17 protein-coding genes are annotated in these 21,836 nt (G+C 41.6%); 6 read left to right on the top strand and 11 right to left on the bottom strand.

Going from position 1 to position 21,836, the window contains the following annotated elements; all coding sequences use genetic code 11:
• Nucleotides 1–2 precede the first annotated feature (2 nt).
• From ribD to glyA, 3 genes are all read right to left on the bottom strand, one after another.
• A complete protein-coding gene (ribD, locus tag CWC28_RS02340; protein ID WP_063702244.1) occupies nt 3–1,142 on the bottom strand; it encodes a bifunctional diaminohydroxyphosphoribosylaminopyrimidine deaminase/5-amino-6-(5-phosphoribosylamino)uracil reductase RibD in 1,140 nt (379 codons plus the stop codon).
• 2 nt (nt 1,143–1,144) lie between these two features.
• Nucleotides 1,145–1,594: a transcriptional regulator NrdR gene (gene nrdR / locus CWC28_RS02335; RefSeq protein ID WP_054552576.1), complete on the bottom strand. Its 450-nt coding sequence runs from the start codon at nt 1,592–1,594 to the stop codon at nt 1,145–1,147.
• A gap of 108 nt (nt 1,595–1,702) precedes the next feature.
• Entirely contained in the window at nt 1,703–2,959 is a 1,257-nt protein-coding gene (gene glyA / locus CWC28_RS02330; RefSeq protein ID WP_063702242.1) for a serine hydroxymethyltransferase, read from the bottom strand.
• 292 nt (nt 2,960–3,251) lie between these two features.
• On the opposite strand from glyA, the gene CWC28_RS02325 reads away from it, so the two are divergent.
• Entirely contained in the window at nt 3,252–3,620 is a 369-nt protein-coding gene (locus CWC28_RS02325) for a hypothetical protein (protein WP_063702240.1), read from the top strand.
• 56 nt (nt 3,621–3,676) lie between these two features.
• On the opposite strand, the gene thrC is transcribed toward CWC28_RS02325, so the two are convergent.
• The 4 genes from thrC to CWC28_RS02305 all read right to left on the bottom strand — a co-directional run bounded on the left by thrC (nt 3,677) and on the right by CWC28_RS02305 (nt 8,934).
• The gene (gene thrC / locus CWC28_RS02320) at nt 3,677–4,960 is read right to left on the bottom strand and encodes a threonine synthase (RefSeq protein ID WP_138600406.1); all 1,284 of its coding nucleotides are present in this window, start codon (nt 4,958–4,960) and stop codon (nt 3,677–3,679) included.
• 18 nt (nt 4,961–4,978) lie between these two features.
• Complete coding sequence (thrB, locus tag CWC28_RS02315) at nt 4,979–5,905, bottom strand: homoserine kinase (RefSeq protein WP_063702236.1); 927 nt, start codon at nt 5,903–5,905, stop codon at nt 4,979–4,981.
• 9 nt (nt 5,906–5,914) lie between these two features.
• The gene (gene thrA / locus CWC28_RS02310) at nt 5,915–8,332 is read right to left on the bottom strand and encodes a bifunctional aspartate kinase/homoserine dehydrogenase I (RefSeq protein WP_063702234.1); all 2,418 of its coding nucleotides are present in this window, start codon (nt 8,330–8,332) and stop codon (nt 5,915–5,917) included.
• 227 nt (nt 8,333–8,559) lie between these two features.
• Nucleotides 8,560–8,934 (bottom strand): response regulator, encoded by a 375-nt coding sequence (locus CWC28_RS02305; RefSeq protein ID WP_105174557.1) that lies wholly within the window; start codon nt 8,932–8,934, stop codon nt 8,560–8,562.
• A gap of 236 nt (nt 8,935–9,170) precedes the next feature.
• Between CWC28_RS02305 and CWC28_RS02300 the strand changes: the two genes are divergently transcribed.
• Both CWC28_RS02300 and rdgC read left to right on the top strand, forming a co-directional pair.
• Nucleotides 9,171–10,934, top strand: a complete 1,764-nt coding sequence (locus CWC28_RS02300) for a sensor histidine kinase (RefSeq protein ID WP_063702230.1) — start codon at nt 9,171–9,173, stop codon at nt 10,932–10,934.
• 90 nt (nt 10,935–11,024) lie between these two features.
• Entirely contained in the window at nt 11,025–11,933 is a 909-nt protein-coding gene (gene rdgC / locus CWC28_RS02295) for a recombination-associated protein RdgC (protein WP_105180225.1), read from the top strand.
• A gap of 57 nt (nt 11,934–11,990) precedes the next feature.
• Here rdgC and CWC28_RS02290 read toward each other — a convergent pair whose 3' ends face one another.
• On the bottom strand, nt 11,991–12,833 hold the full coding sequence (locus tag CWC28_RS02290) for an HDOD domain-containing protein (RefSeq protein WP_063702226.1): 843 nt from the start codon (nt 12,831–12,833) through the stop codon (nt 11,991–11,993).
• A 271-nt stretch (nt 12,834–13,104) separates the two neighbouring features.
• Here CWC28_RS02290 and CWC28_RS02285 point away from each other — a divergent pair, with 271 nt between their 5' ends.
• Nucleotides 13,105–14,805 carry a DUF8614 domain-containing protein gene (locus CWC28_RS02285; RefSeq protein ID WP_105180224.1) on the top strand — a complete coding sequence of 567 codons (1,701 nt, stop codon included), beginning with the start codon at nt 13,105–13,107 and terminating at the stop codon, nt 14,803–14,805.
• Between the two features lie 72 nt (nt 14,806–14,877).
• On the opposite strand, the gene CWC28_RS02280 is transcribed toward CWC28_RS02285, so the two are convergent.
• A complete protein-coding gene (locus CWC28_RS02280) occupies nt 14,878–15,627 on the bottom strand; it encodes a substrate-binding periplasmic protein (protein ID WP_063702222.1) in 750 nt (249 codons plus the stop codon).
• A 63-nt stretch (nt 15,628–15,690) separates the two neighbouring features.
• On the bottom strand, nt 15,691–16,095 hold the full coding sequence (locus CWC28_RS02275; RefSeq protein ID WP_063702220.1) for an HIT domain-containing protein: 405 nt from the start codon (nt 16,093–16,095) through the stop codon (nt 15,691–15,693).
• Between the two features lie 112 nt (nt 16,096–16,207).
• Between CWC28_RS02275 and CWC28_RS02270 the strand changes: the two genes are divergently transcribed.
• Entirely contained in the window at nt 16,208–18,433 is a 2,226-nt protein-coding gene (locus CWC28_RS02270) for a S9 family peptidase (RefSeq protein WP_063702218.1), read from the top strand.
• A 149-nt stretch (nt 18,434–18,582) separates the two neighbouring features.
• Nucleotides 18,583–20,220 carry a methyl-accepting chemotaxis protein gene (locus tag CWC28_RS02265; RefSeq protein WP_063702216.1) on the top strand — a complete coding sequence of 546 codons (1,638 nt, stop codon included), beginning with the start codon at nt 18,583–18,585 and terminating at the stop codon, nt 20,218–20,220.
• A gap of 63 nt (nt 20,221–20,283) precedes the next feature.
• Here CWC28_RS02265 and CWC28_RS02260 read toward each other — a convergent pair whose 3' ends face one another.
• Nucleotides 20,284–21,807, bottom strand: coding sequence for a M17 family metallopeptidase (locus CWC28_RS02260; RefSeq protein WP_063702214.1), 1,524 nt, complete (start codon nt 21,805–21,807; stop codon nt 20,284–20,286).
• Nucleotides 21,808–21,836: the final 29 nt, after the last annotated feature.

The raw sequence follows: 21,836 nt of genomic DNA, 5'->3' as shown, positions 1-21,836 counted from the left end.
TGCTACTCTTTATTTTCAATGTCTGTGGCTTGCTTTGCTTTTACCGCTGTTAGGCGGATGTCGTCACCAATCATCACTGTATCAGTAAAGGTCAGTTCAGTGATATCACTCATCATGGTGACTTCTGCAAAGTTTAGTAAGCTTTTGCCCATATCACCTATTAACTTAGGGGCAATATAAACAAAGTATTCGTCAATTAAATCTTGCTCAGCAAACACGCCAGCCAGGGTCGCACCTGCTTCGAGCCAAACGTGATTAAATTGTAGTTCAGCAAGACGCTTTAAAAGTGCCGATAAATCAACTTTATTATTAACTGCTGGCACTACTTCGTGTTTAACAAAGTGAGGCCACTTAGTTTGATTATCAAGCGACGTGGTAAAAATTATCACCGGGCTCTCGATGCTGAATAACGCAAGCTCAGGCGTTAACCTATTTTGTGAGTCAATAATGATTCGGGTAGGTTGGCGTAAAGGCAACGAGGTCGGCATGCTAAATGGCAACTCATCAACACGGACATTAAGTTTGGCATTATCGCTAATAACGGTGTCTGCACCGGTTAAGATAGCACAGCTTTGCGCACGAAATGCTTGCACGTCTTGGCGCGCTTTAGGACCTGTTATCCATTTACTTTGGCCATTATTGAGTGCGGTTTTACCATCTAAACTGCACGCCATTTTACAGGTTACATATGGCAACCCTGTTTCCATTCGCTTTAAAAAGCCTTTGTTTAAATCCCGCGCTTGTTGCTCAAGTAAACCAGATGCCACCTCAATGCCAGCATCGGCTAAAATCTGTAGGCCACGACCACTCACAGCAGGGTTTGGGTCAACCATAGCAGCAATCACCTTGCTAACACCCGCAGCTTTTAAACCTTCGGCACAAGGCGGAGTTCGCCCATAATGACTACAAGGCTCTAAAGTGACATAGGCAGTAGCACCTTTCGCTTTGTCGCCAGCCACGGCTAATGCATTGACTTCAGCATGGCCCTGCCCTGCGATTTGATGAAAGCCTTCACCGACTATTTCGCCATTTTTAACCAGTACACAGCCAACATTAGGATTTGGCGTCGTAGTAAAACGGCCGTGTTTAGCAAGCTCAATGGCACGCGCCATATAAGCAGTATCAAGCTCTGTAAATGACATGATTAATCACCTAAACGAGCGATTTCTTCACCAAACTCGCGAATATCTTCAAATGAACGATAAACCGAAGCAAAGCGTACGTAGGCCACTTTGTCGAGTTTCTTCAGAGATTCCATGATGCACTCACCAATCAAATGGCTAGAGATTTCACGTTCACCCGTGGCACGAAGTTGAGATTTAATGATGTTAACGACTTCGTCGACCTGCTCAGTGCTGACTGGGCGTTTCTCTAAAGCGCGATGCAAGCCATTCAGTAACTTGTCTTCATTGAATGGTTCACGGCTACCGTCTTGCTTGATGACTCTTGGCATAACAAGTTCAGCGCCTTCAAAGGTGGTAAAGCGCTCATGGCATTCGTTACATTCACGTCGACGTCTCACTTGATGACCACCGCCAACAAGTCGAGAATCAATTACTTTGGTATCTTTTGCTGTGCAAAAAGGGCAATGCATAGGGTTCAACTTCCGTTTATAAAAAACAAAAAAAGGCCGCTTTATAAGCGGCCTTTATAATAGCAAAAAACAACGCTATTGTTATCTTAATTACGGTTTAACCAGTAATTAAGCGTAAACTGGTAATTTTTTACAGATAGCTTTAACTTTCTCTTTTACTTCTGCTTGTACAGACTCATCGTTGATGTTGTCTAGTACGTCACAGATCCAGCCAGCAAGCTCTTTTGACTCAGCTTCTTTGAAACCACGGCGAGTAATAGCCGGAGAACCAATACGAAGACCAGACGTTACGAACGGTGAACGAGGGTCGTTTGGTACTGAGTTTTTGTTAACTGTGATGTTTGCGTTACCTAGTGCAGCGTCAGCATCTTTACCTGTGATATCTTTATCGATTAGGTCAAGAAGGAATAAGTGGTTGTCTGTTTTACCAGAAACAACTTTGTAGCCACGCTCTTGTAGTACTTCAACCATCGCTTGTGCGTTCTTAACTACTTGTGCTTGGTACGCTTTGAATTCTGGTTGTAATGCTTCTTTGAAAGCAACCGCTTTAGCAGCGATGATGTGGCATAAAGGACCACCTTGACCGCCAGGGAATACAGCACTGTTTAGCTTTTTGTAGATCTCTTCATCACCACATGCAGAAACGATTAGACCGCCACGAGGACCCGCTAATGTTTTGTGAGTTGTTGTTGTAACAACGTGTGCGTGAGGGATTGGGCTTGGGTATACACCAGCCGCGATAAGACCAGCAACGTGAGCCATATCTACGAATAAGTATGCACCTACTTTATCAGCGATTTCACGGAATTTAGCCCAGTCAACAACGCCTGAATATGCTGAGAAACCAGCGATGATCATTTTTGGCTTGTGCTCTAATGCAAGTGCTTCAACTTGAGCGTAATCAATTTCGCCTGTTTCTTCATTTAGGCCGTATTGAATTGCATTGTACGTTTTACCAGAAAAGTTAACGTGTGAACCGTGAGTTAAGTGACCACCATGAGCTAAGCTCATACCTAGTACTGTATCATGTGGCTGAAGAAGTGCTTGGAAAACAGCTGCGTTTGCTTGTGAACCCGCATGTGGTTGAACGTTAGCGTAGTCAGTGCCGAATAACTCGTTTGCACGGTCAATAGCTAGTTGCTCAACAACGTCAACATGCTCACAACCGCCATAGTAACGTTTGCCTGGGTAACCTTCAGCGTATTTGTTGGTAAGCTGAGAACCCTGCGCTTCAAGTACGCGTGGGCTACAGTAGTTTTCAGACGCGATCAGTTCGATGTGCTCTTCTTGACGAGCCGTCTCTTTAGTGATGGCTGCAAATAACTCTGGATCGAAATCCGAAATATTCATGCTACGTTCTAACATGGGGTCTCCTAAGGCAACGTGTATGGTGTTTTTTTGAAGGCTGTATTGTACGCTTAAAACGCACTTTTGCCTATCTTGTAAAGATGAACATATTTAAACAGGGATTGAATTTATTTCACAGTGTTTTAATAATGATATTTTTTTATTGATACATAATAAAAATTTATGAATTTAAAATATTTCATAGCTTTTTAAAATGTTATTTCAACAAAAAATAGCCCTGTTACATTGCGTTTTTATAGGGGCAAACTAAGCTTATAGGACTGGTCAATATCAAGGATGGTATAAGTTCATGTTAGCTAAACCAATATACGAATTAGTCCCCTACGGATACTTTTTTCTCGGCATCAGTTGTATCACATTAGCCAATGATTATGTGCCTACATTAATCGGTGTCATCTTATTTTTATTAGGTGCTAACATTTGGCGGATGCGTTCTGAAGCCAGAAGAACCGATCATTCAAGCCAGCGAGTTAAACAAAAAAAACTTCGCTATTACTATGAATTTAAACCTTTTATTATTTTTATTTCGGCATTCACTTTGATGCAATGGACACAAAATGAACTCGTCTCTGTGATCAGCATTTTGCTGTGTATTGCGGCTGGGGTCATTCTAAGTATGCGGGTTTTAAACCGTCATAGTCATTCGTTACTTCATTAAAGGCTTCACTTAAAGACTGCATTAAAAAGAGCGGCTTAGCCGCTCTTTACTTGCTGTTATGCTAATTTATTTAACAGCTCAGTGCGAAGCAATTGATAATCAAACTTAATATCTTCTGCTAAACACTGTTTTGCTAATGCATCTGCCAGTGGTTTCGGCATAGGCAATTCGATGTCTAAAATTTGCTCTACGCTGTCTTTGAATTTAGCTGGGTGTGCAGTCGCTAAAAAGATACCTGCACTGCCATCAGCTAGATTTTCTTTCAAGCCCTGATAAGCAATTGCAGTATGAGGCTCTGCGATGTAACCGGTTTGATGAATTTTTTTCATCACCTCTTTTGTTTCTTCTTCACCTACACAGCTTGAATAAAAGTCATCATAGCTAAACCATTCGTTATCTAGCATAAATTGCACTCGTGGCCAGTTATTCGGTTTACTTACATCCATAGCGTTGGATAACGACTCAAGGGTGTCATTTGGCGCCCACTCTTTGCTTTGTAAGAAACGTGGCACTGTGTCGTTTTGGTTAGTGGTAGCGCTTAATTTCGCTACTGGCATACCAAGCACAGCACCAATCATTGCAGCGCACACATTACCAAAGTTACCACTAGGTACTGAGATATGCGCTTTACTGCGCTGCTCTTTTGGTAATTGAGCAATCGCTTCAAAGTAATAGCATACCTGTGCAACTAAGCGACTGATATTGATTGAGTTTGCTGAGTTTAGACCAAGCTTTTGTTTAACTTCGTCGTCTAAAAAGGCTTGCTTTACCATGCTTTGGCAATCATCAAAGCTGCCATCAACCGCATAGCAGTGAATGTTATTACCTAAAGTAGTGAATAGCTTTTGTTGCGCTAATGAAATCTTACCTTTCGGGTATAAGATCACGACATCGATATTAGGCTTATTATAAAAAGCATGGGCAACCGCCGCCCCTGTATCGCCTGATGTAGCCGTTAAAATCGTGACTTTTTCGCCCTGATTAAATTGCGCAAGACACTCAGCCATAAAACGGCCGCCAAAGTCTTTAAACGCAAGCGTTGGGCCATGAAATAATTCAAGGCAATAAATGTCTTTTTCTACTTCAACTAATTTCACATCAAAGTTAAAGGCATTTTGCACCATCTGTGCAACGGTATCGGCAGGAAGCTCGTCACCAATAAGGTGCGATAAAATCTTGCTGCTACGGCTAACAAAGTCTAAATCAAGTAACGCATCAATATCTTGAATTGGCGTAAGACTATTAGGGAAGAATACACCTTGATTACGCCCTAAACCCGTTTTTACCGCTTCAACAAACGACACCTGTTGTGTTTCATCTTTTAAATTATGTAATTGCATGTTTATTCCTTAAATTCTTTAAAGCTGTCGTGTGCCAAGCTGATCTAGTTGACAGATGTGGCAGAAGCCCTGCTCATTGATGTAATTATCATTCAGCCACGCTGCACACTTTTGTGCAGCTTCAAGGCTCTTACACACGGTAAATAATGTTGGCCCAGCCCCCGAAATGCTGACTATCTCTGCGCCAAACTCAGGTAAAGCACTTTTAGCTTCTGCAAAGCCTTGAATAAGCGGTGCACGATGTGGCTCGGCTATTTCATCACTCATAATGGAGAGCGCTGCATCAAAGCGACCTGTTAGTAATAAACTACTAAACGCAGAAAGTCGCTGTGCAAACTCAACACTGTCATGCATTGATAATTGCTTTGGCAGTACTGAGCGCGCTTTTGCGGTATTCAGTGAAAAACCTGGAAAAGCCGCTACGTAATACCATTGATTATCAACGGGTAACGAAATTGACTTGTTCGGAATAAGTTCACCAGTTAATTGCAAGCCACCCAAGTAACATGGTGTGATGTTATCGTAATGACGGCCGCCACTAACAATAGCTTCAAAATCAGCCATCAACTCGATAAGTTGCTCTTGAGATAAATTCGTTTCAGCGAACTTATCAAGGGCTGCAAACGCAGCCACCACAGAACACGCGCTTGAACCTAAACCAGAACCAATTGGTAGGTTCTTTTTCAGCTCAAGTTTTACCGCTGGCATAGTCGGCGCAACGTGTTCTTTAAAATGAATTAAACATTGATAAGCCAAGTTTTCTTCAGCATTAGCAGGCAGTTTATGGGCATAGTCGCCAGAGCAAACAAAAGTATCTTGCTCAGCGGCACTCACCTCAACAACATCACCTAATAAGGTGCCATCGATAGGTGCTAGCGCAGCACCTAAAGCATCAAAGCCGACAGCAAAATTCCCGATTGAAGCGGGTGCATATACACGGATCATGACCAGCTCCTAACGCGTTAACGTTTTTAAAATGTCGGCAAATACGCCTGCAGCCGTTACTTCAGCACCTGCGCCATAACCACGGATCACAAACGGACGAGGTTGATAATATTGACTTAAGATGGCCAGTGCATTTTCACCGTCACGGATATCGTAAAGAGCATGGCTACTATCTACAGCTTCAATGCCTACTTTACATTGACCGTTTTCAATAGTGCCCACATAACGAAGTACTTTACCTTCACTTGCAGCGCTTTGAATGCGGTCGTTAAACTGTGCATCAAGTGATGGTAGTTTTGCCATAAAATCTGCTACAGAATCACCTTCTGCAAACCCTTTTGGTAAAACAGATTCAACTTCGATATCGCTTAGTTCTAACTCAAGACCCGATTCACGAGCAATGATCAGTAGTTTTCGAGCCACATCAGTACCTGATAAATCATCACGCGGATCTGGCTCAGTAAAACCACTTTCTTTCGCTTTTAACGTTGCTTCGCTAAGTGATAAACCATCTTGTAGCGCACCAAACATATACGATAATGAACCAGACAAGATACCGCTGAACTTAATAAGTTCATCACCGGCACCAAATAGCGATTTCAGATTATCAAGAACCGGTAAGCCGGCACCTACGTTTGTTTCGTATAAAAATTTACGATTATTCTTTTGTGTCGCTGCAACTAAATCTTGATAGTAAGCATACGAGCTAGTATTGGCTTTTTTATTTGCAGCAACGACATGGAAACCTGCATTCAAGAAATCAACATATTGCGCAGCAAGTTTATCGGCTGAGCTACAATCTACGATCACTGGATTGATTAAGTGATTTTGTTTAACAAATTGCTCAACCAGATTTAAATCAAATGCCTGCTCTGACTCGGCTAGTTTGTCTTGCCAGCCATCAAAAGCAATGCCTTCGCTATCTAGATAAAGCTGTCTTGAGTTAGCTACACCGTATAAGTTCAGTTTAATGTTACGTTTTTCAAGCCATGCTTGTTGACGCTTTAACTGCTGGATAAGTTCTTGGCCGACTAAGCCACAGCCAAGTAAAAACACATCGATTGAAGGAATGTGAGTAAAGAAGTTCTCATGGCACACTTTCACCGCGTCGTTGCATAACTCACCGTCGATAACCGCTGAAATGGCGCTTTCTGTTGAATCCTGTGCAATAGCAACAATGTTAACTTGGGCTTGTGCTAATGAGGCAAAGAACTTAGCAGCTAAGCCTTTGTGCGCACGCATGTTATCACCCACTAAAGTGACAATAGCAAGGTTACGTTGTACTTGAACTGGTTCGATTAAACCGGCTTGTGATTCCAATTCAAAAGCAACTTGAAGCGCTTCAAGCGCGAGCGTTAAATCACTTTCGTGAACACAAAAACTGATACTAAACTCACACGAAGATTGAGTGATTAGCACAATTGAAACATTGTCGTGTGCCAGCGCATTAAATACTTTTGACGCCATGCCCACTTTGCCTTTCATACCTGGACCAGACACCGTCAACATAGCCAGGTTTTGTAAGCTTGATAGCGCTTTAACAGGTTCGTTCGATACACTGTCGTTGCTGATCACAGAACCTTCAGCACGTGGGTTATGAGTATTTTTGATCTCACACGGCACGCCTGCTTTAGCACAAGGTAAAATCGTTTTCGGGTGCAATACTTTTGCACCAAAGTAAGAAAGCTCCATTGCTTCTTTATAGGATAATGAATCAACTTTAGAGGCTTTTTTGATATAGCGCGGATCCGCATTGTAAACGCCATCTACATCAGTCCAGATCTGACATACGTCGGCTTCTAAACACGCTGCAGCAATCGCAGCTGAGTAATCTGAACCATTACGACCAAGTGTTGTTAGCTCACCTTGCTCATTGGCAGCAGTGAAACCCGGCATGATATAAATAGTACTTGGTGCTGCTTTTAAGGCTTCTTGAAAACGTAGCTTACTAGCATTCAAGTCTGCTTCAGCATCAATGTAGCCACCCACTGATGCAATACAGTCTGTTGCTTCTAAATAACGAGCATTACTTTCTTTAAGCATGCACTCCATTAAAGCAACACTAACGCGTTCACCAAAGCTGATAACATAAGCACGCACTTGGTCTGGACAACACTTTAAAAGTGCAACACCATCTAGTTTATTCTTAAGTTCACTAAGATTAGGCCAACTTGCTACCTGACCAAAATCAGCTTCGACAGCAGCTTTTAATTGCTCACAACGTGCAACCAAAGCTTGCCATTGCTCACTAAACTCTTGCCCCTGCTCTGCAGCACTTGCTAATGCAACTAATGAATCTGTCATACCACCTGGTGCAGACAGTACTAACAACATTTCATCGCGTAATTCTTCTTTAACTAACTGAGCTACCTGTTGCAAACATGCGTAGTCGGCCAAGGATGACCCACCAAATTTTAATACTCGCATTATTTATGTTTCCTCATTCCATAAACGAAAAAGGCCTGTGTTCTAGTGAACACAGGCCTATAAATTTGTTGCACCGACCTATGCCACTATCCCGTAAGGATGATGGTTGTAATAATAATGGTCGTTGCGTGATTAAATGTTTTCATAGACTGTAGACTGCCTTAATTATAGCCAGCCTGTCAACCCTTAAAGAAAAGATAAATTATGCGTTTGCGTTATATAAAAGATTAATGAATACCAAATTTATGCAAAGTTGCTTTAAGACGCACAAGATCTATCGGTTTATCAATGAAGTCAATAGCACCCAATTTTACTACTCTTTGTTTCATTTCAGCCTGAATATCAGCCGAAATCACTATTACGAAGCACTCTATTTTCTCTGCTTTAATCGTTTCGAGCACTGCAACGCCATCAATTTCAGGCATGGTTAAATCTAAGCACAGTAGATCAAAATTTTGCTCACGAAGTAGCGCAAGAGCTTCTCGGCCATTGGTAGCTTGCTGAATATCTGCATCCAAGCAATCACCTAAACAGCGTACTACCTGCTTACGGGCAATATTTGAATCATCACAGACTAGTACTGAAAAATTAGGATTATTCATGAAATAAAAATCTTCGCTGTAGCAAATACAACATTAAAAAAGGCTAAATTAAAGATGAAATAAATTTATAACACACTTTTTCAAGCGCAGTAAGGTTAAGTTTTTTCAAAAAATACTAACAATTTATAAATGTTCCAGTAAAAAAGGATATATTTATTTCTTTTTAACCATTTATTAGCTAACTTTAGAACTAGCTGAATGTATTACAATTGTCACCAAGGAGCTATGGATATTCCATGCTACAAAAAAGCCTGTCAAAAGAATTATTAACAAATGTACTCTCAGTCTACTTTTTACTTACTTTTGTAGTGACCTGTGGACAAGTTATTGCTGAGTACGTTAATACCAAAGATTACATTCGTGACGAGTTAACGACTTTACAAAAAACATTTAGCCGTAGTTTAACCCGCGCTATTTGGGAGTTGAACGATAAACAAACCATTACGACAGCTGAAGGCCTATTAGCGATCCCTATGATTGAAGGCATTATTGTACGTGATGACAGTGGCGAAGTGCTTTCACAACTAGGCCGTTCGCTAGATATCCATGAGCTTTACAGTCAGCAGTTAGTGCAAGAAGAAGCGATTATCGAAGATACGCCGTCAGGTTTATTCGGTTATACATTCCCACTCATTTTTGAATTCTCTGGTAAAACAACCCAAGTAGGTGACGTAACCTTATTCTCAAGTCGTGAAGTGGTATTTAGCCGCATCATGATTTCTATCTACTTTTTAATTGGTAATGCGATGATCAAAACCACCTTTTTGATCATTCTTTTCTTACTGGCATTTAGAAAACGCTTAACCGAGCCATTAGCAGAATTTACAGAACAAATTGAAGATCTTGAATTAAACGACTTAGAAGGTCGCCATATTCAGATCCATACCGTTGAGCACAACGAGCTTAAAGTAATGGAAGAGTCTTTCAACCGGCTAATCGATAAGGTGGTACTTTACCGTGAAGAGCTCGAACATACACAAAAAGAATTATTGATAAGCAATGAAAAGCTCGACCAACATAACTTACAGTTAGAACAAGAAGTGGCGCGCAAAACATCAAACTTAAGCCAAGCAATGATGGACTTGCAGCAGCAAAAATATGAGCTTGAAAAACAAAAGCTAACACTGACTGAAGAAATCGATTTACGTAAGCAAACTGAACAAGAGCTCATCACCAAACAAACAGAGTTACAACGCTACCTTGATGAACTAAATATGGCGCAAGAACGTTTAGTTGGCTCAGAAAAAATGGCTGCATTAGGCGGTTTAGTAGCGGGTATTACGCATGATGTGAATACACCTATCGGGATTGGTGTTACTGCGACGTCATTCTTACAAGAACGCTTGGACCAAATTGAAGCGGCTTACAAGGATAAAACCCTGTCACCAAAAGCCCTTGAAGAATTTATTAATGATGCTAAACAAAGTACGAGCCTACTGACTAGTAACCTAGATAGAGCTTCAGAGCTGGTTGCAAGCTTTAAGCAAATTGCAGTAGACCAAGCCAGTGAAGCGGTACGGACGATTAACTTTAAAGAGTACTTGGGTGAAGTGATCCGCTCACTCCATCCAAAACTAAAGAAAACGTCGCATCATATTAATTTAGATTGCCCTGACGATTTAACACTTAACCTGCCCGCGGGGGCGATTAGTCAGATTTTCACAAACTTGATTATGAACTCTCTTATTCATGGTTTCGAAGGAATTGAAAGTGGCATCATCGATATCGTTATCAAAGAAGAAGATGACGAAGTCGTTATCGACTTTAAAGATAATGGTAATGGCGTATCAAAAGACCAGCTAGAAAAGCTATTTGACCCATTCTTTACAACCAAGCGCGACCAAGGCGGCAGTGGCTTGGGCACGCATATTACTTTTAACCTCGTTAAGCAAACCCTGAGTGGCGATATTGAGGTATCAAGCGAAGTCGGTAAAGGCTTGCACTACCATATTAGTTTTCCGAAAAACATGCCAAAACCACTTTCAATGTTTAACTCATAAGCAATTAGCACTGATGCCGAAATGATTCATTTCGGCATCAGTTTTTTATTGTTATGATTGGGCAAATTTATTGAAAGGATTAGCCTAATTATGTGGTTTAGTAACCTTATCTGTTACCGTTTTAAACAAGACGTTTCATACGCTCAAGAAGACTTCGACAAAGCCCTAGAACAAGACCTGTTCCGCTCATGTACAGGCCAAGAGCTTGCAACTTTCGGTTGGACAAAAGCCTTTGGTAAGCACGGTCAAACTCTGTCTCATTTCTCTCAAGACAGCATTTTAGTATGCGCTAAGCGTGAAGAAAAAGTGCTGCCAGCTGCCGTTATCAACGAATTGGTTGCAGAGAAGGTTGAACAAATCGAAGCCGAAGAGAACCGCCCAGTAAAGAAAAAAGAAAAAGACGAACTAAAAGAAAATATTCTGCACACTTTACTGCCTCAAGCATTTAAAAAATCGAGCCTGCAGTTTGCATTTATTGATCAAAAGAATGGCTGGGTTGTGGTTAACAGTGCAAGCTTTAATAAAGCAGAAGAGCTTTTAGCTCTACTTCGTAAATCACTTGGCACGCTTCCTGTCGTACCTGCATTTGCGAATTACGATTTAGATGTATTTTTAACTGACTGGTTAACTAATTTCAGTACCCCTGAAGGCTTTTCTATCGGTAATGATGCAGAGCTTGAGGAAGCCGATGACAGTGGCGCTCAGGTTAAATTAAAAGGCCATGACTTATCGTGTGACGAAGTAAAATCACACTTAGAAAATGGTAAGCGCGTAACTAAGCTGGCTCTTGATTGGCAAGAACGCGTTAAGTTCATGCTACAAAACGATGGTTCAATTAAGCGTTTAAGCTACTCAGAAACATTAAAAGAAGAAAACGCCGACATTCCAAAAGAAGATATGGCGGTCAAACTTGATGCTGACTTCATCTTAGCGTCAGAAGAAATTAAACAATTACTAGAAGAGCTAACCCAAGGTTTAGGCGACGCAGAAGATTTATAAAATTAATCTGAGAGTTAGTTAATTTAAAGCGCGACTAAGTCGCGCTTTTTGCTGTAGTTAGTCAGTAAAAATTGCTTTTACTTCGTTAAGCATATCGTTATATTCATCGTCACTGAACATATCAAGTGATTCAATCACGCCTTTATCCATATAGGTTTGTAATGCCGCTGACTTATCAGAAACCTGTAAGATGCCTTCTAATATCGCACCAATACGAATGAAATCGACATAACAAATATGCTCTGGTCGATAGTTTGGATTTGCCCAACTTTCAGCAACTTCTACAAACTCATCAGTAAATCCCCAAGCACGCATAATTGCGCCACCCACTTTACCGCCCAGCTTTTGGATAGCATGAGCAAGGAAACTAGGGTTTGCAAACACTTCAGGGTGCTTCTCAGCTTCAGTTAAAATTGGCAGCACGCCAATGTTATAAACTAATGCAGCCAAAGTAATTGTGTCACGATTCAATGATGTATGCTTGTTTCGGCGTAAAAAGAAGTCCATCAAGGTAATTGAATGGCACGCTACTTTAAGGGTTTTCTGCCATGCCTTGTCCATATAGCCTTTAATCAGCTCATTATGTGATACAAACAGCTGCTCCATTGCCATTGCCGTCGCAATGTTCTTGATTTGACGCAGGCCAATTCGTGTTACAGCTTGGTGTAGGTTTGTGACTTTAACTGAGCGCCCCATAAATGCACTATTCGCGACTTTGATCATCCGTGCCGACAATGCAGGGTCATGCGAAATGACATCTGCCATATCCATCAAGTTTACCTCGGGGTTATCCGCGGCTTGCCTCACCTTCACTGCAACTTCTGGTAAGGTAGGTAACACTAACGTGTCATTATTTATTCTGTCGACCAATATGGTCAGTAATGCATTCTCTGTTGACATATGTGTGCCATCCTCTTGGGTTAGTTTGTCAAAATAAATACAAACTAATGACTGACATTATTAGATTAGTTATAGTTTTAGTATTGTCTAACTTAGCGCTAAAGTTAAGAAATTCACAGAAATTATCTATTTTTATATTTTTTAACTCCCTAACTCATAAATAAATATTGCTTCTAGCGCTGTAAACTTGCCATATATATGTCAGGTTTGCTTTAATGCATAGACTTTTTGTTTTCTAAGCAATGACTCTCACTTTTTAACGGGCAAAAAAATGACATTAAATAAAATTAGCCAAGCACTTATCTTATCAGGTGCTGTTTTTCTTGGTGCATGTTCTGATCAACAAGCAACCACTTCTCAAACTAAGCCTGCTGCAGAGCAAACAAAGCAAAGTACTGAACAAAACAACCCACAACTTATCAATGCAGAGAAAAGCCGTTTAGACATTTACACAGACTTCACGCTTACTTCTGATCTTAGTCACTTAAGTGACAACCAAAAACAAATGGTTGGTAAGTTGATCGAAGCCTCAAAAATTATGGATGAGCTATTCTGGCGCCAAGCATTTGGTGAGAATAAAGACGCATTTTTAGCAAAAATTAATGATGAAAAAGTTCAGAAGTTTGCAGATATCAACTATGGCCCTTGGGATCGCTTAAACGGCGACCAAGTATTCTTATCAGGTTATGAAGAAAAGCCACTAGGCGCTGAGTTTTACCCAAGCGATATCACAAAAGAAGAGTTAAACAATGCAATCGTTGATGACAAAACCGGTCTTTACTCGGTGATCAAACGCGATGAAAAAGGTCTTCTTTATAGCGTAGCTTACTCGGTTGAGTACGCACAAGAACTAGAAAAAGCAGCTAACTTATTACGCGAAGCAAGCACTCTTGCTGATGATAAAGAGTTCGCTAACTACCTAAGCATGCGCGCAGACGCATTGGTAAGTGATGACTTCCAACCTTCTGATTTTGCTTGGATGGATATGAAAAATAACCCAATTGATGTGGTTATTGGTCCTATCGAAACCTATGAAGATCAATTATTTGGTTACCGCGCAGCGTATGAAGCCTATGTACTAATCAAAGACTTAGCTTGGAGCGAGCGTTTAGCCAAGTTTGCCGCTTTCTTACCAGAGCTACAAAAAGGTTTACCTGTAGATGAAAAGTATAAGCAGGAAGTCCCAGGCTCTGATGCTGACCTAAATGCTTATGATGTTGTTTATTACGCAGGTCACTCAAATGCAGGTAGTAAAACTATTGCTATCAACCTGCCAAATGATGAGCAAGTACAGCTAGAAAAAGGCACACGTCGTTTACAGCTTAAAAATGCAATGCGTGCTAAGTTCGATAAAATCTTAGTGCCAATTTCAGAGCAGCTAATTGTTCCTGAGCAACGCAAGCACATCACCTTTGACGCGTTCTTCGCAAACACAATGTTCCACGAAGTAGCGCACGGTTTAGGTATTAAAAACACCATTACAGGTAAAGGAACTGTTCGCCAATCATTGCAAGAGCATGCTAGTGCCCTTGAAGAAGGTAAAGCGGATATCTTAGGTCTATACATGGTTGAGCAATTACTTAAGAAAGGCGAGATCACTGACGGTACATTAGAAGATTACTACATTACCTTTATGGCTGGTATCTTCCGCTCAGTGCGTTTTGGTGCATCAAGTGCACACGGTAAAGCGAATATGATCCGCTTTAACTTCTTTGCTGAAGAAGGTGCCTTCTCAAAAAATGCTGACGGCTTATACAGCGTTAACATGGAGAAGATGAGCCAAGCAATGGAAAAACTATCACGCTTAATCTTAACGATTCAAGGTGACGGTGATTACCAAAAAGTTGATCAGCTAATCGCAACCCATGGCGATATCAAAGCTGAACTAGCTAAAGACTTAGAAAAGCTAAGCCAAGCTAACATCCCTGTTGATGTTACTTTCAAACAAGGTAAAGAAGTATTAGGTCTTTAAGCCCTATTCTCCTTTAATAAAAAACGCTGCAATTGCAGCGTTTTTTATTGCCTGAAATCGAGTAAAACACGACTAGTGTGCAACGAAGTTCAAACCATATTTGGAGTTTAGTTCTACAATATCCCCGTTGATCAGCATTTTTTGAAACTCGGCATTAAAAGCATCAATAAATTCATCGAGTTCGCGTTGTTTACTAAAGCCATAGTAGCCCTGATTAATCGTGACAGGTGGCGATAACATAATCACTTTATCTGCTATGTCTAAACTGTCGATCACTGGCTTTGCTGCCCGAGGATGGGTGAGAATTAAGTCAACTCGGTTATACATCAGCTGTAAAAAACTAGCCCGCACATTGCCCACTTCAGATAGCGATAAACTTGTTTCATTACGTTTAAATTCAGGGCCATAGTTCCAGCCTCGAATGGTACCAATAATATCTTTTCGTAAACTGGCAAAATTACCAACCCAGGTCACATCATTGTTCTTCTTGGTATAAAAAACGATCGGGTCTTCGTAAAAGGGCAAGTCACTAAATTGCATATACTGCTGACGCATAGGGGATTTGTAAGGACCGATAATGGCATCAGCGTGACCTTGCTCTACCATTTTTAGTGCGCGTTTTAGTGGCATGATATCAATAACCAACTCATGCCCTAAACGTCTGCAAATTTCGTGTGCGATATCGGCACCTAAGCCGACCACTGTTCCCTGCTGATCTTGTTCTAAAATGGCAGGAAAGTGACTACCAACAAAGTAATAGCTTTTTGCTAAACAAGAAAAAGAGCTCAGAATAAGCAACACGGCAAACACTGTGTGTTTCATTTATTCTGTACCCCTTCGTGCATCATCCATTTAGCTTAGTCCAATCTTGGTAGAACAAACAGTTTAAAAGTGCGCTTTTAATACCGCAATTTGTTCGTCTGTATAAGGCACTGCTGGTAATTTACCCCAGATTGGTGTTGGCCAAGCCGCATCAGTTGTGAAGCGCGCAATATGATGAACATGTAATTGCGGTACCATATTCCCTAGTGCTGCTACATTAAGTTTGTCTGGGTTGAATACCTGTTGTAATAGTTTACTCAGTTTGCCCGACTCTTGTAATAAGGTAATTTGTAGCTCTTCAGAAAGGTCGATAATCTCTTTAACACCAGCGACTCTTGGCACTAAAATAAACCATGGGTATTGGCTATCATTCATCAGTAATACTTTACACAGTGGCCAATCCGCAAGCTCAATGCAGTCGCGTTGTAGTTCTGGGGCCAGAGAAAACGGCGTATCAGTATTTTTCATCAATAAATCCTTTGATATTGGGTAAACATCCCCTACTTTATAGCATTTTGTTGCAGTTGCCTAAGCTTACCATTACCATCGTGGCAGTTTTTATTCGAGCGAAGGTACTCCTGTGCTAAAAAAAATTAAATCTCTCTCACTTGCTTTGCCGATGGTGGCAACAGCATTCAGTGTGACCGCTGAACCGCTTACTCTTGAGCGTATTTTTGACGATCCAAGCTTAGCAGGCAAAGCGCCTGTGCAACTTAAATTCTCTCCAGATGGCAGTCGTGTCACTTACCTGCAAGGTAAAACCGATGATTACAATCGCTACGACTTATGGGAATACAACTTAAAAGATAACAAAAACCGCTTATTAGTTGACTCTGCTGCACTATTCTCTGGTCCAGAGAACTTATCTGACGAAGAAAAAGCACGCCGTGAGCGCCAGCGTATTTTTGGTAAAGGGATTTTAGAATATAAATGGTCAAAAGACGGTAAAGCGCTTTTATTTCCACTTAATGGCGACCTTTACTATTATGAGCTTGCTTCAGCTAAAAGCCGTAAATTAACCGACACAGAAGCATTTGAAACCGATGCACGTTTCTCACCTAAAGGCCATTATGTGTCGTTTATTCGTGAGCAAAACCTATATGCACTTAACTTAAAAACGGGTCAAGAAATCCAATTAAGTAAAGATGGTGGCGGCGTTATTAAAAACGGCATGGCCGAGTTTGTTGCGCAAGAAGAAATGGGCCGTATGACTGGCTACTGGTGGTCTGGTGATGAATCTAAAATCGCTTATACCCGTGTTGATGAAAGCCCAGTAAAAGAAGCTATCCGTAATGAAATTTACGCGGATGAAGTAAAGCTTTTTAACCAACGCTACCCGTTTACAGGTACCGACAACGTTAAAATTCAGTTAGGTGTTGTAAGCATCAACAATCAAAAAACTGACTGGGTTGATTTAGGCGACGATCAAGATATCTATATCGCTCGTGCTAACTGGTTAAAAGATAACAAAACACTTTCTTATCAGTGGCAAGACCGCTCGCAACATAACTTAGAGTTACGTTTTTATAATAGCGACACTAAAAAACAAACCGTTGCCCTAACAGAAAGCAGTGATACTTGGATTAACCTGCACTTTGATTTGCAGTTCTTAAACGATAAAAAACATTTCGTTTGGGCATCTGAGCGCGACGGTTTTAAACATCTTTATTTATACCGCACAAACGGCGAAATGATCCGTCAAATCACCCAAGGTGAATGGGTTGTTGATAGCTTAAAAGGTATCGATGAGAAAAAAGGCATCGTTTATTTTGCAGGTCGTAAAGATACAGCACTTGAAAGCCACCTTTACAGCGTACCGCTATTCAAGAAAGGCGAAATTAAACGCGTAACTGAACTAGGCGCTTACCATAATGTGGTGATTGCTAAAGATAACAAAACCTTTATCGATAACAGCTCATCAGTTAATAAGCCAGGCTCAGCAGCATTACGTAAAATTAATGGCGAATTTATCACTTGGCTTGAAGAAAACAAGTTAGATAAGTCACACCCATTAACGCCTTACCTTGCTGATTTGATCACACCTGAATACGGCACGTTGACGGCTGAAGACGGGCAAATCATGCATTACCGTTTATTCAAGCCAACTAATTACCAAGACGGTAAAAAGCACCCGGTTATTGTTAACGTGTATGGCGGCCCTCATGCTCAGCGCGTAACAAACAGCTGGCGTAGTAAAAACTTATACTTCCAGTACATGGCACAACAAGGCTATGTTATTTTCCAACTTGATAACCGTGGTTCATACAACCGTGGTAAAAAGTTTGAAGACGTGATTTATAAGCACTTAGGTGTTGCTGAAGTGGCAGACCAAATTAAAGGGGTCGAGTTCTTACGTACCCTTGATTACGTTGACCCTGAGCGTATTGGTATTTATGGCCACAGCTACGGTGGTTACATGGCGCTTATGACCATGTTTAAAGCGGGCGACTACTTCAAAGCCGGTGTTTCTGGTGCGCCAGTCACTGATTGGGAACTTTACGACACTCACTACACTGAACGTTATGTAGGTCACCCTGCAACTAACGCGAAAGGTTACGAAGCAAGTGCAGTTTTCCCGTATGCTGAAGGCTTAAAAGGCCCACTGATGATTTACCACGGTATGGCTGATGATAACGTATTATTCACTCACGCCACTAAGTTATTCAAACAACTGCAAGATCAAGAAAAACAGTTCGAAATGATGACTTACCCGGGTTCAAAACACAGTTTACGTGGCAAGAGCGTACAAACGCACTTACACCAAACTATCACAAGTTTCTTCAACCGACACTTTAACGTTGAATAATCACGTTCAATTTCGATAACTTAGACTAAAGGCTGATTGTTAAATCAGCCTTTTTTTTGTCTCAATGTATTCTACTATTTAACTAGATTTTCGACCTATTTTGGCTACGCTTAATACATTGCTCCTATGAGCATGACGAAGGAACACACATGAATTACTTACGCCGTTTTACAATTTTTCAGCGCCTCGCCATGTTAGTGAGTGTGGTCGTGATAGGGCTGATATTTTTGAGCGTCTCGAGTTTAACGCAGCAATACAGCTCGCTAAAACATGAGCAATACATAAAAACCCAAAACCTTGTTGAGTCTGCTTACTCTATTATTGAGCATAACTATGAATTGTTTGAGCAAGGTAAGCTAAGTGAGCAACAGGCCAAACAAGCAGCCCTCGAAACAATTTCTGCACTACGTTATGACAACAACAATTACTTTTGGATCAACGATTATCAACCCGTGATGGTCATGCACCCGTTTAAGCCCGAATTAAATGGTAAATCGCTAGCGAGCAGTAAAGATCCAGATGGCGTGTTGTTATTTGTCGATATGGTCAATATTGTCAAAAAACAAGGTAAAGGCTTTATTCCCTACAAGTGGCCAAAACCTGGTAAAGACAAGCCGGTTGATAAAATTGCCTACGTAAAAGGTTTTGACAAGTGGCAATGGATTGTAGGCTCTGGTGTCTACATCGATACCATTGAAGAAGCATTCTCTTCGCTTCGTACCCATGTCATTATCACCGCTGTGGTGCTCATTGCCCTACTGGTTGCACTTAGCTACCTAATTGCCAATAGTATTCTACGCCCGACCCAACTTGCCGCAAACATGATGAAAGACATCTCACAAGGCGAAGGGGATTTAACCCAAAAGCTTGATGAAAATGGCAACGATGAAGTGTCTCGTTTGTCGCGCTATTTTAATTTGTACACCGCAAAAATGCGTGAGTCACTGAAGCATGTTGCCCACAATGCCGAGCAAGTAAATCAGTTTGCTCATAGCGTAGATGATGCCAGTAAAACCAATCACTCTTTTATTGAATTACAAAACGATAGCTCAACTCAAGTAGCAACCGCGATGGAACAAATGACTCATCAAATTCACGATGTTAGTCAAAATGCTGACCAAGCTGAACATGCCGCCAATGAAGCGGCGCAAAATGCCGAAGCAGGCAAGCAGGTTCTTAACAAGACCATTACCGCCATTGAGACCCTGTCGCATAATATTGAACAAGTGAGTAAGGTAACGGCGGATCTTGCTGCAGAGAGTAACAACATAGGCTCGGTATTAGATGTTATTCGCAGTATTGCTGAGCAAACCAACCTACTGGCACTCAATGCTGCTATTGAAGCGGCTCGTGCTGGTGAGCAAGGCCGAGGCTTTGCTGTGGTAGCTGACGAAGTACGTACATTAGCAAGTCGTACAGGTAAAAGTACCGACGAAATTCAAGCCATGATCAGTAAACTACAAACCGGTGCACAAGCTGCTGTTGATGCTGTATCAGCAAGCCAACAGTTATCAACCGAAACAGTTTCACAGGCAGGTGAAGCAAATAGTTCGCTGAGTGAGATTGAGCGACTTGTCACTATTATCAAAGATATGAACAGCCAAATCGCCCGCGCTACCGAGCAACAAACTAGCGCCGCAGATGAGGTTAATTTACGGATTAATGAGCTTTCGCAATCAACTGAGCAATCACTGTCGAATACCGAAGGACTTTCGAACGCCAGTGAAAACTTAAAACAAAGCTCGCAAGCGTTAAGTGATGTCGTTAACCGCTTCAAGCTCGACTAACACCACAAAAAAGCCCCGCACTGCTGTGCGGGGCTTTTCAAACTTAAAACTTATAACTTTAGCTTATAAACAATAACGAGCGAATAAGCTGCTTACTGTTGCTGCGGTAGGCTTACCATGTTGCCAATCACCACCTTCTACACCGCTACCTGCGATATCCATATGAACATACGGTAATGGCTTTTCAGATTCAGTGCCATGCTTATCTAAGCCACCAACAATCGCTAAGAATGCCATTGGGAACTGGTGACCACGTGCAGTTACAGCTGATGGTGCATTGTTGCTTGAAAGTACGTCATCTGCCAGTGTACGTGGTTTTACGAAATCGTAATCTTCACGGCGGCTACGAGATACTTCTGCGCCATCTGCCCATAAATCACCTAAATCAGCAATTTGGCGTGAAACATTCGCTGCACGAGCTGGACCATTTTCAACATACGCACTGTAAGGACCCATCGCACGTGCTGCGTGGCCTGTTAGCGTAGCAACAGTGAATAGCTCTGGGTTCACTTCGTTTAAAGCGCGATCTTTCATTTCACTTAGTAAGTCACCCATTGCTAAACGACCTTCAGCATCGGTGTTACCGATACGAACACGTACACCTTCACGGCAAGTGATGATTTCATCAGGAACAAAACAATCAGAACCAATTGAGTTACGAACCACGGCTAAATAGGCAATTACTTTTACGCCTTTTGGTGCAAAGTCAGCCACTGATTTCATAAAGCCAGCAACCGAAGCCGCACCGCCTTTATCGCGGCTCATGCCTGCCATAAAGCCACCCACTTTAAGGTCTGCACCACCGGTATCGTAAACTAAACCTTTACCAACAAACATTAAGGTACGCTCAACGTCGCCTTCAGGCACGTATTCTAGTTTTACAACACGTGGGTGATGACGTTCAACAGCGTAAGATGCGCGCGCTACAGTGCTCATCATTGGGTAATCTTTATCGATAGTGTTGATATCTGAAATCACTTCAACAGATACCTTGCTACCCGCAAATAACTCAACGCAGTAATCAGCAAAACGTGGTGGTGCCATACGCTCAGGTTCTGTACCACATAAATCACGTGCAGCGTATTGACCCGCAGCAATAGCATTAAGCGCTTTGCTCATTGCCTCGTCTGCGCCAACTAGGCTAATTTGGCTAATTGGTTCAATCGCTTGACCATGGTACTCACGAGCCTCAAGTGGTTGCCAAAGTGCTTGGCAAGCACCTAAATAAGCCACTTCGAGGGCGTGCTTGTAACGGCTATCTTGATTTACATTAGCAAGTAAAATTGCAGGCTGAGTGCTACCCGATGCTTTCGCTTCTAGTACACCTTGCTTTGCCGCATCAAAGTAACGACGTACATCATCATAATCACGGTTCAGAGGGCCTGTAGGCGCCAAAATAACGCGTTTAGAGTCAATTACAAGTAATGTCACTTGTTTACCAATACGTGCGTCTACGGCTTGTTGAGCGCTAATAGCTTGGCTTAAGCTTGCGTCTGCTAAAGAAGAAAAATCATCACCGATAATAATCAATGCATCGTGATTTGCATCCGCTAATTGCGGGGCTGCAACTGCATGAGGGTATGCCATAAAAAAGGTCCTGCTGTTAGAAACATAGG

Origin of the sequence: Pseudoalteromonas sp. S4492, assembly GCF_005886115.1 — a bacterium.
Lineage (GTDB): Bacteria > Pseudomonadota > Gammaproteobacteria > Enterobacterales > Alteromonadaceae > Pseudoalteromonas > Pseudoalteromonas gelatinilytica.
The sequence above is the reverse complement of the archived record's forward strand: the minus strand, read 5'-3'. Positions and strand labels throughout refer to the sequence as shown.

Excerpts from the sequence above, each read along its gene's own strand:
- ribD (WP_063702244.1), bottom strand. The coding sequence starts at position 1,142 with ATGTCATTTACAGAGCTTGATACTGCTTATATGGCGCGTGCCATTGAG.
- nrdR (WP_054552576.1), bottom strand. The coding sequence starts at position 1,594 with ATGCATTGCCCTTTTTGCACAGCAAAAGATACCAAAGTAATTGATTCT.
- glyA (WP_063702242.1), bottom strand. The coding sequence starts at position 2,959 with ATGTTAGAACGTAGCATGAATATTTCGGATTTCGATCCAGAGTTATTT.
- CWC28_RS02325 (WP_063702240.1), top strand. The coding sequence starts at position 3,252 with ATGTTAGCTAAACCAATATACGAATTAGTCCCCTACGGATACTTTTTT.
- thrC (WP_138600406.1), bottom strand. The coding sequence starts at position 4,960 with ATGCAATTACATAATTTAAAAGATGAAACACAACAGGTGTCGTTTGTT.
- thrB (WP_063702236.1), bottom strand. The coding sequence starts at position 5,905 with ATGATCCGTGTATATGCACCCGCTTCAATCGGGAATTTTGCTGTCGGC.
- thrA (WP_063702234.1), bottom strand. The coding sequence starts at position 8,332 with ATGCGAGTATTAAAATTTGGTGGGTCATCCTTGGCCGACTACGCATGT.
- CWC28_RS02305 (WP_105174557.1), bottom strand. The coding sequence starts at position 8,934 with ATGAATAATCCTAATTTTTCAGTACTAGTCTGTGATGATTCAAATATT.
- CWC28_RS02300 (WP_063702230.1), top strand. The coding sequence starts at position 9,171 with ATGCTACAAAAAAGCCTGTCAAAAGAATTATTAACAAATGTACTCTCA.
- rdgC (WP_105180225.1), top strand. The coding sequence starts at position 11,025 with ATGTGGTTTAGTAACCTTATCTGTTACCGTTTTAAACAAGACGTTTCA.
- CWC28_RS02290 (WP_063702226.1), bottom strand. The coding sequence starts at position 12,833 with ATGTCAACAGAGAATGCATTACTGACCATATTGGTCGACAGAATAAAT.
- CWC28_RS02285 (WP_105180224.1), top strand. The coding sequence starts at position 13,105 with ATGACATTAAATAAAATTAGCCAAGCACTTATCTTATCAGGTGCTGTT.
- CWC28_RS02280 (WP_063702222.1), bottom strand. The coding sequence starts at position 15,627 with ATGAAACACACAGTGTTTGCCGTGTTGCTTATTCTGAGCTCTTTTTCT.
- CWC28_RS02275 (WP_063702220.1), bottom strand. The coding sequence starts at position 16,095 with ATGAAAAATACTGATACGCCGTTTTCTCTGGCCCCAGAACTACAACGC.
- CWC28_RS02265 (WP_063702216.1), top strand. The coding sequence starts at position 18,583 with ATGAATTACTTACGCCGTTTTACAATTTTTCAGCGCCTCGCCATGTTA.
- CWC28_RS02260 (WP_063702214.1), bottom strand. The coding sequence starts at position 21,807 with ATGGCATACCCTCATGCAGTTGCAGCCCCGCAATTAGCGGATGCAAAT.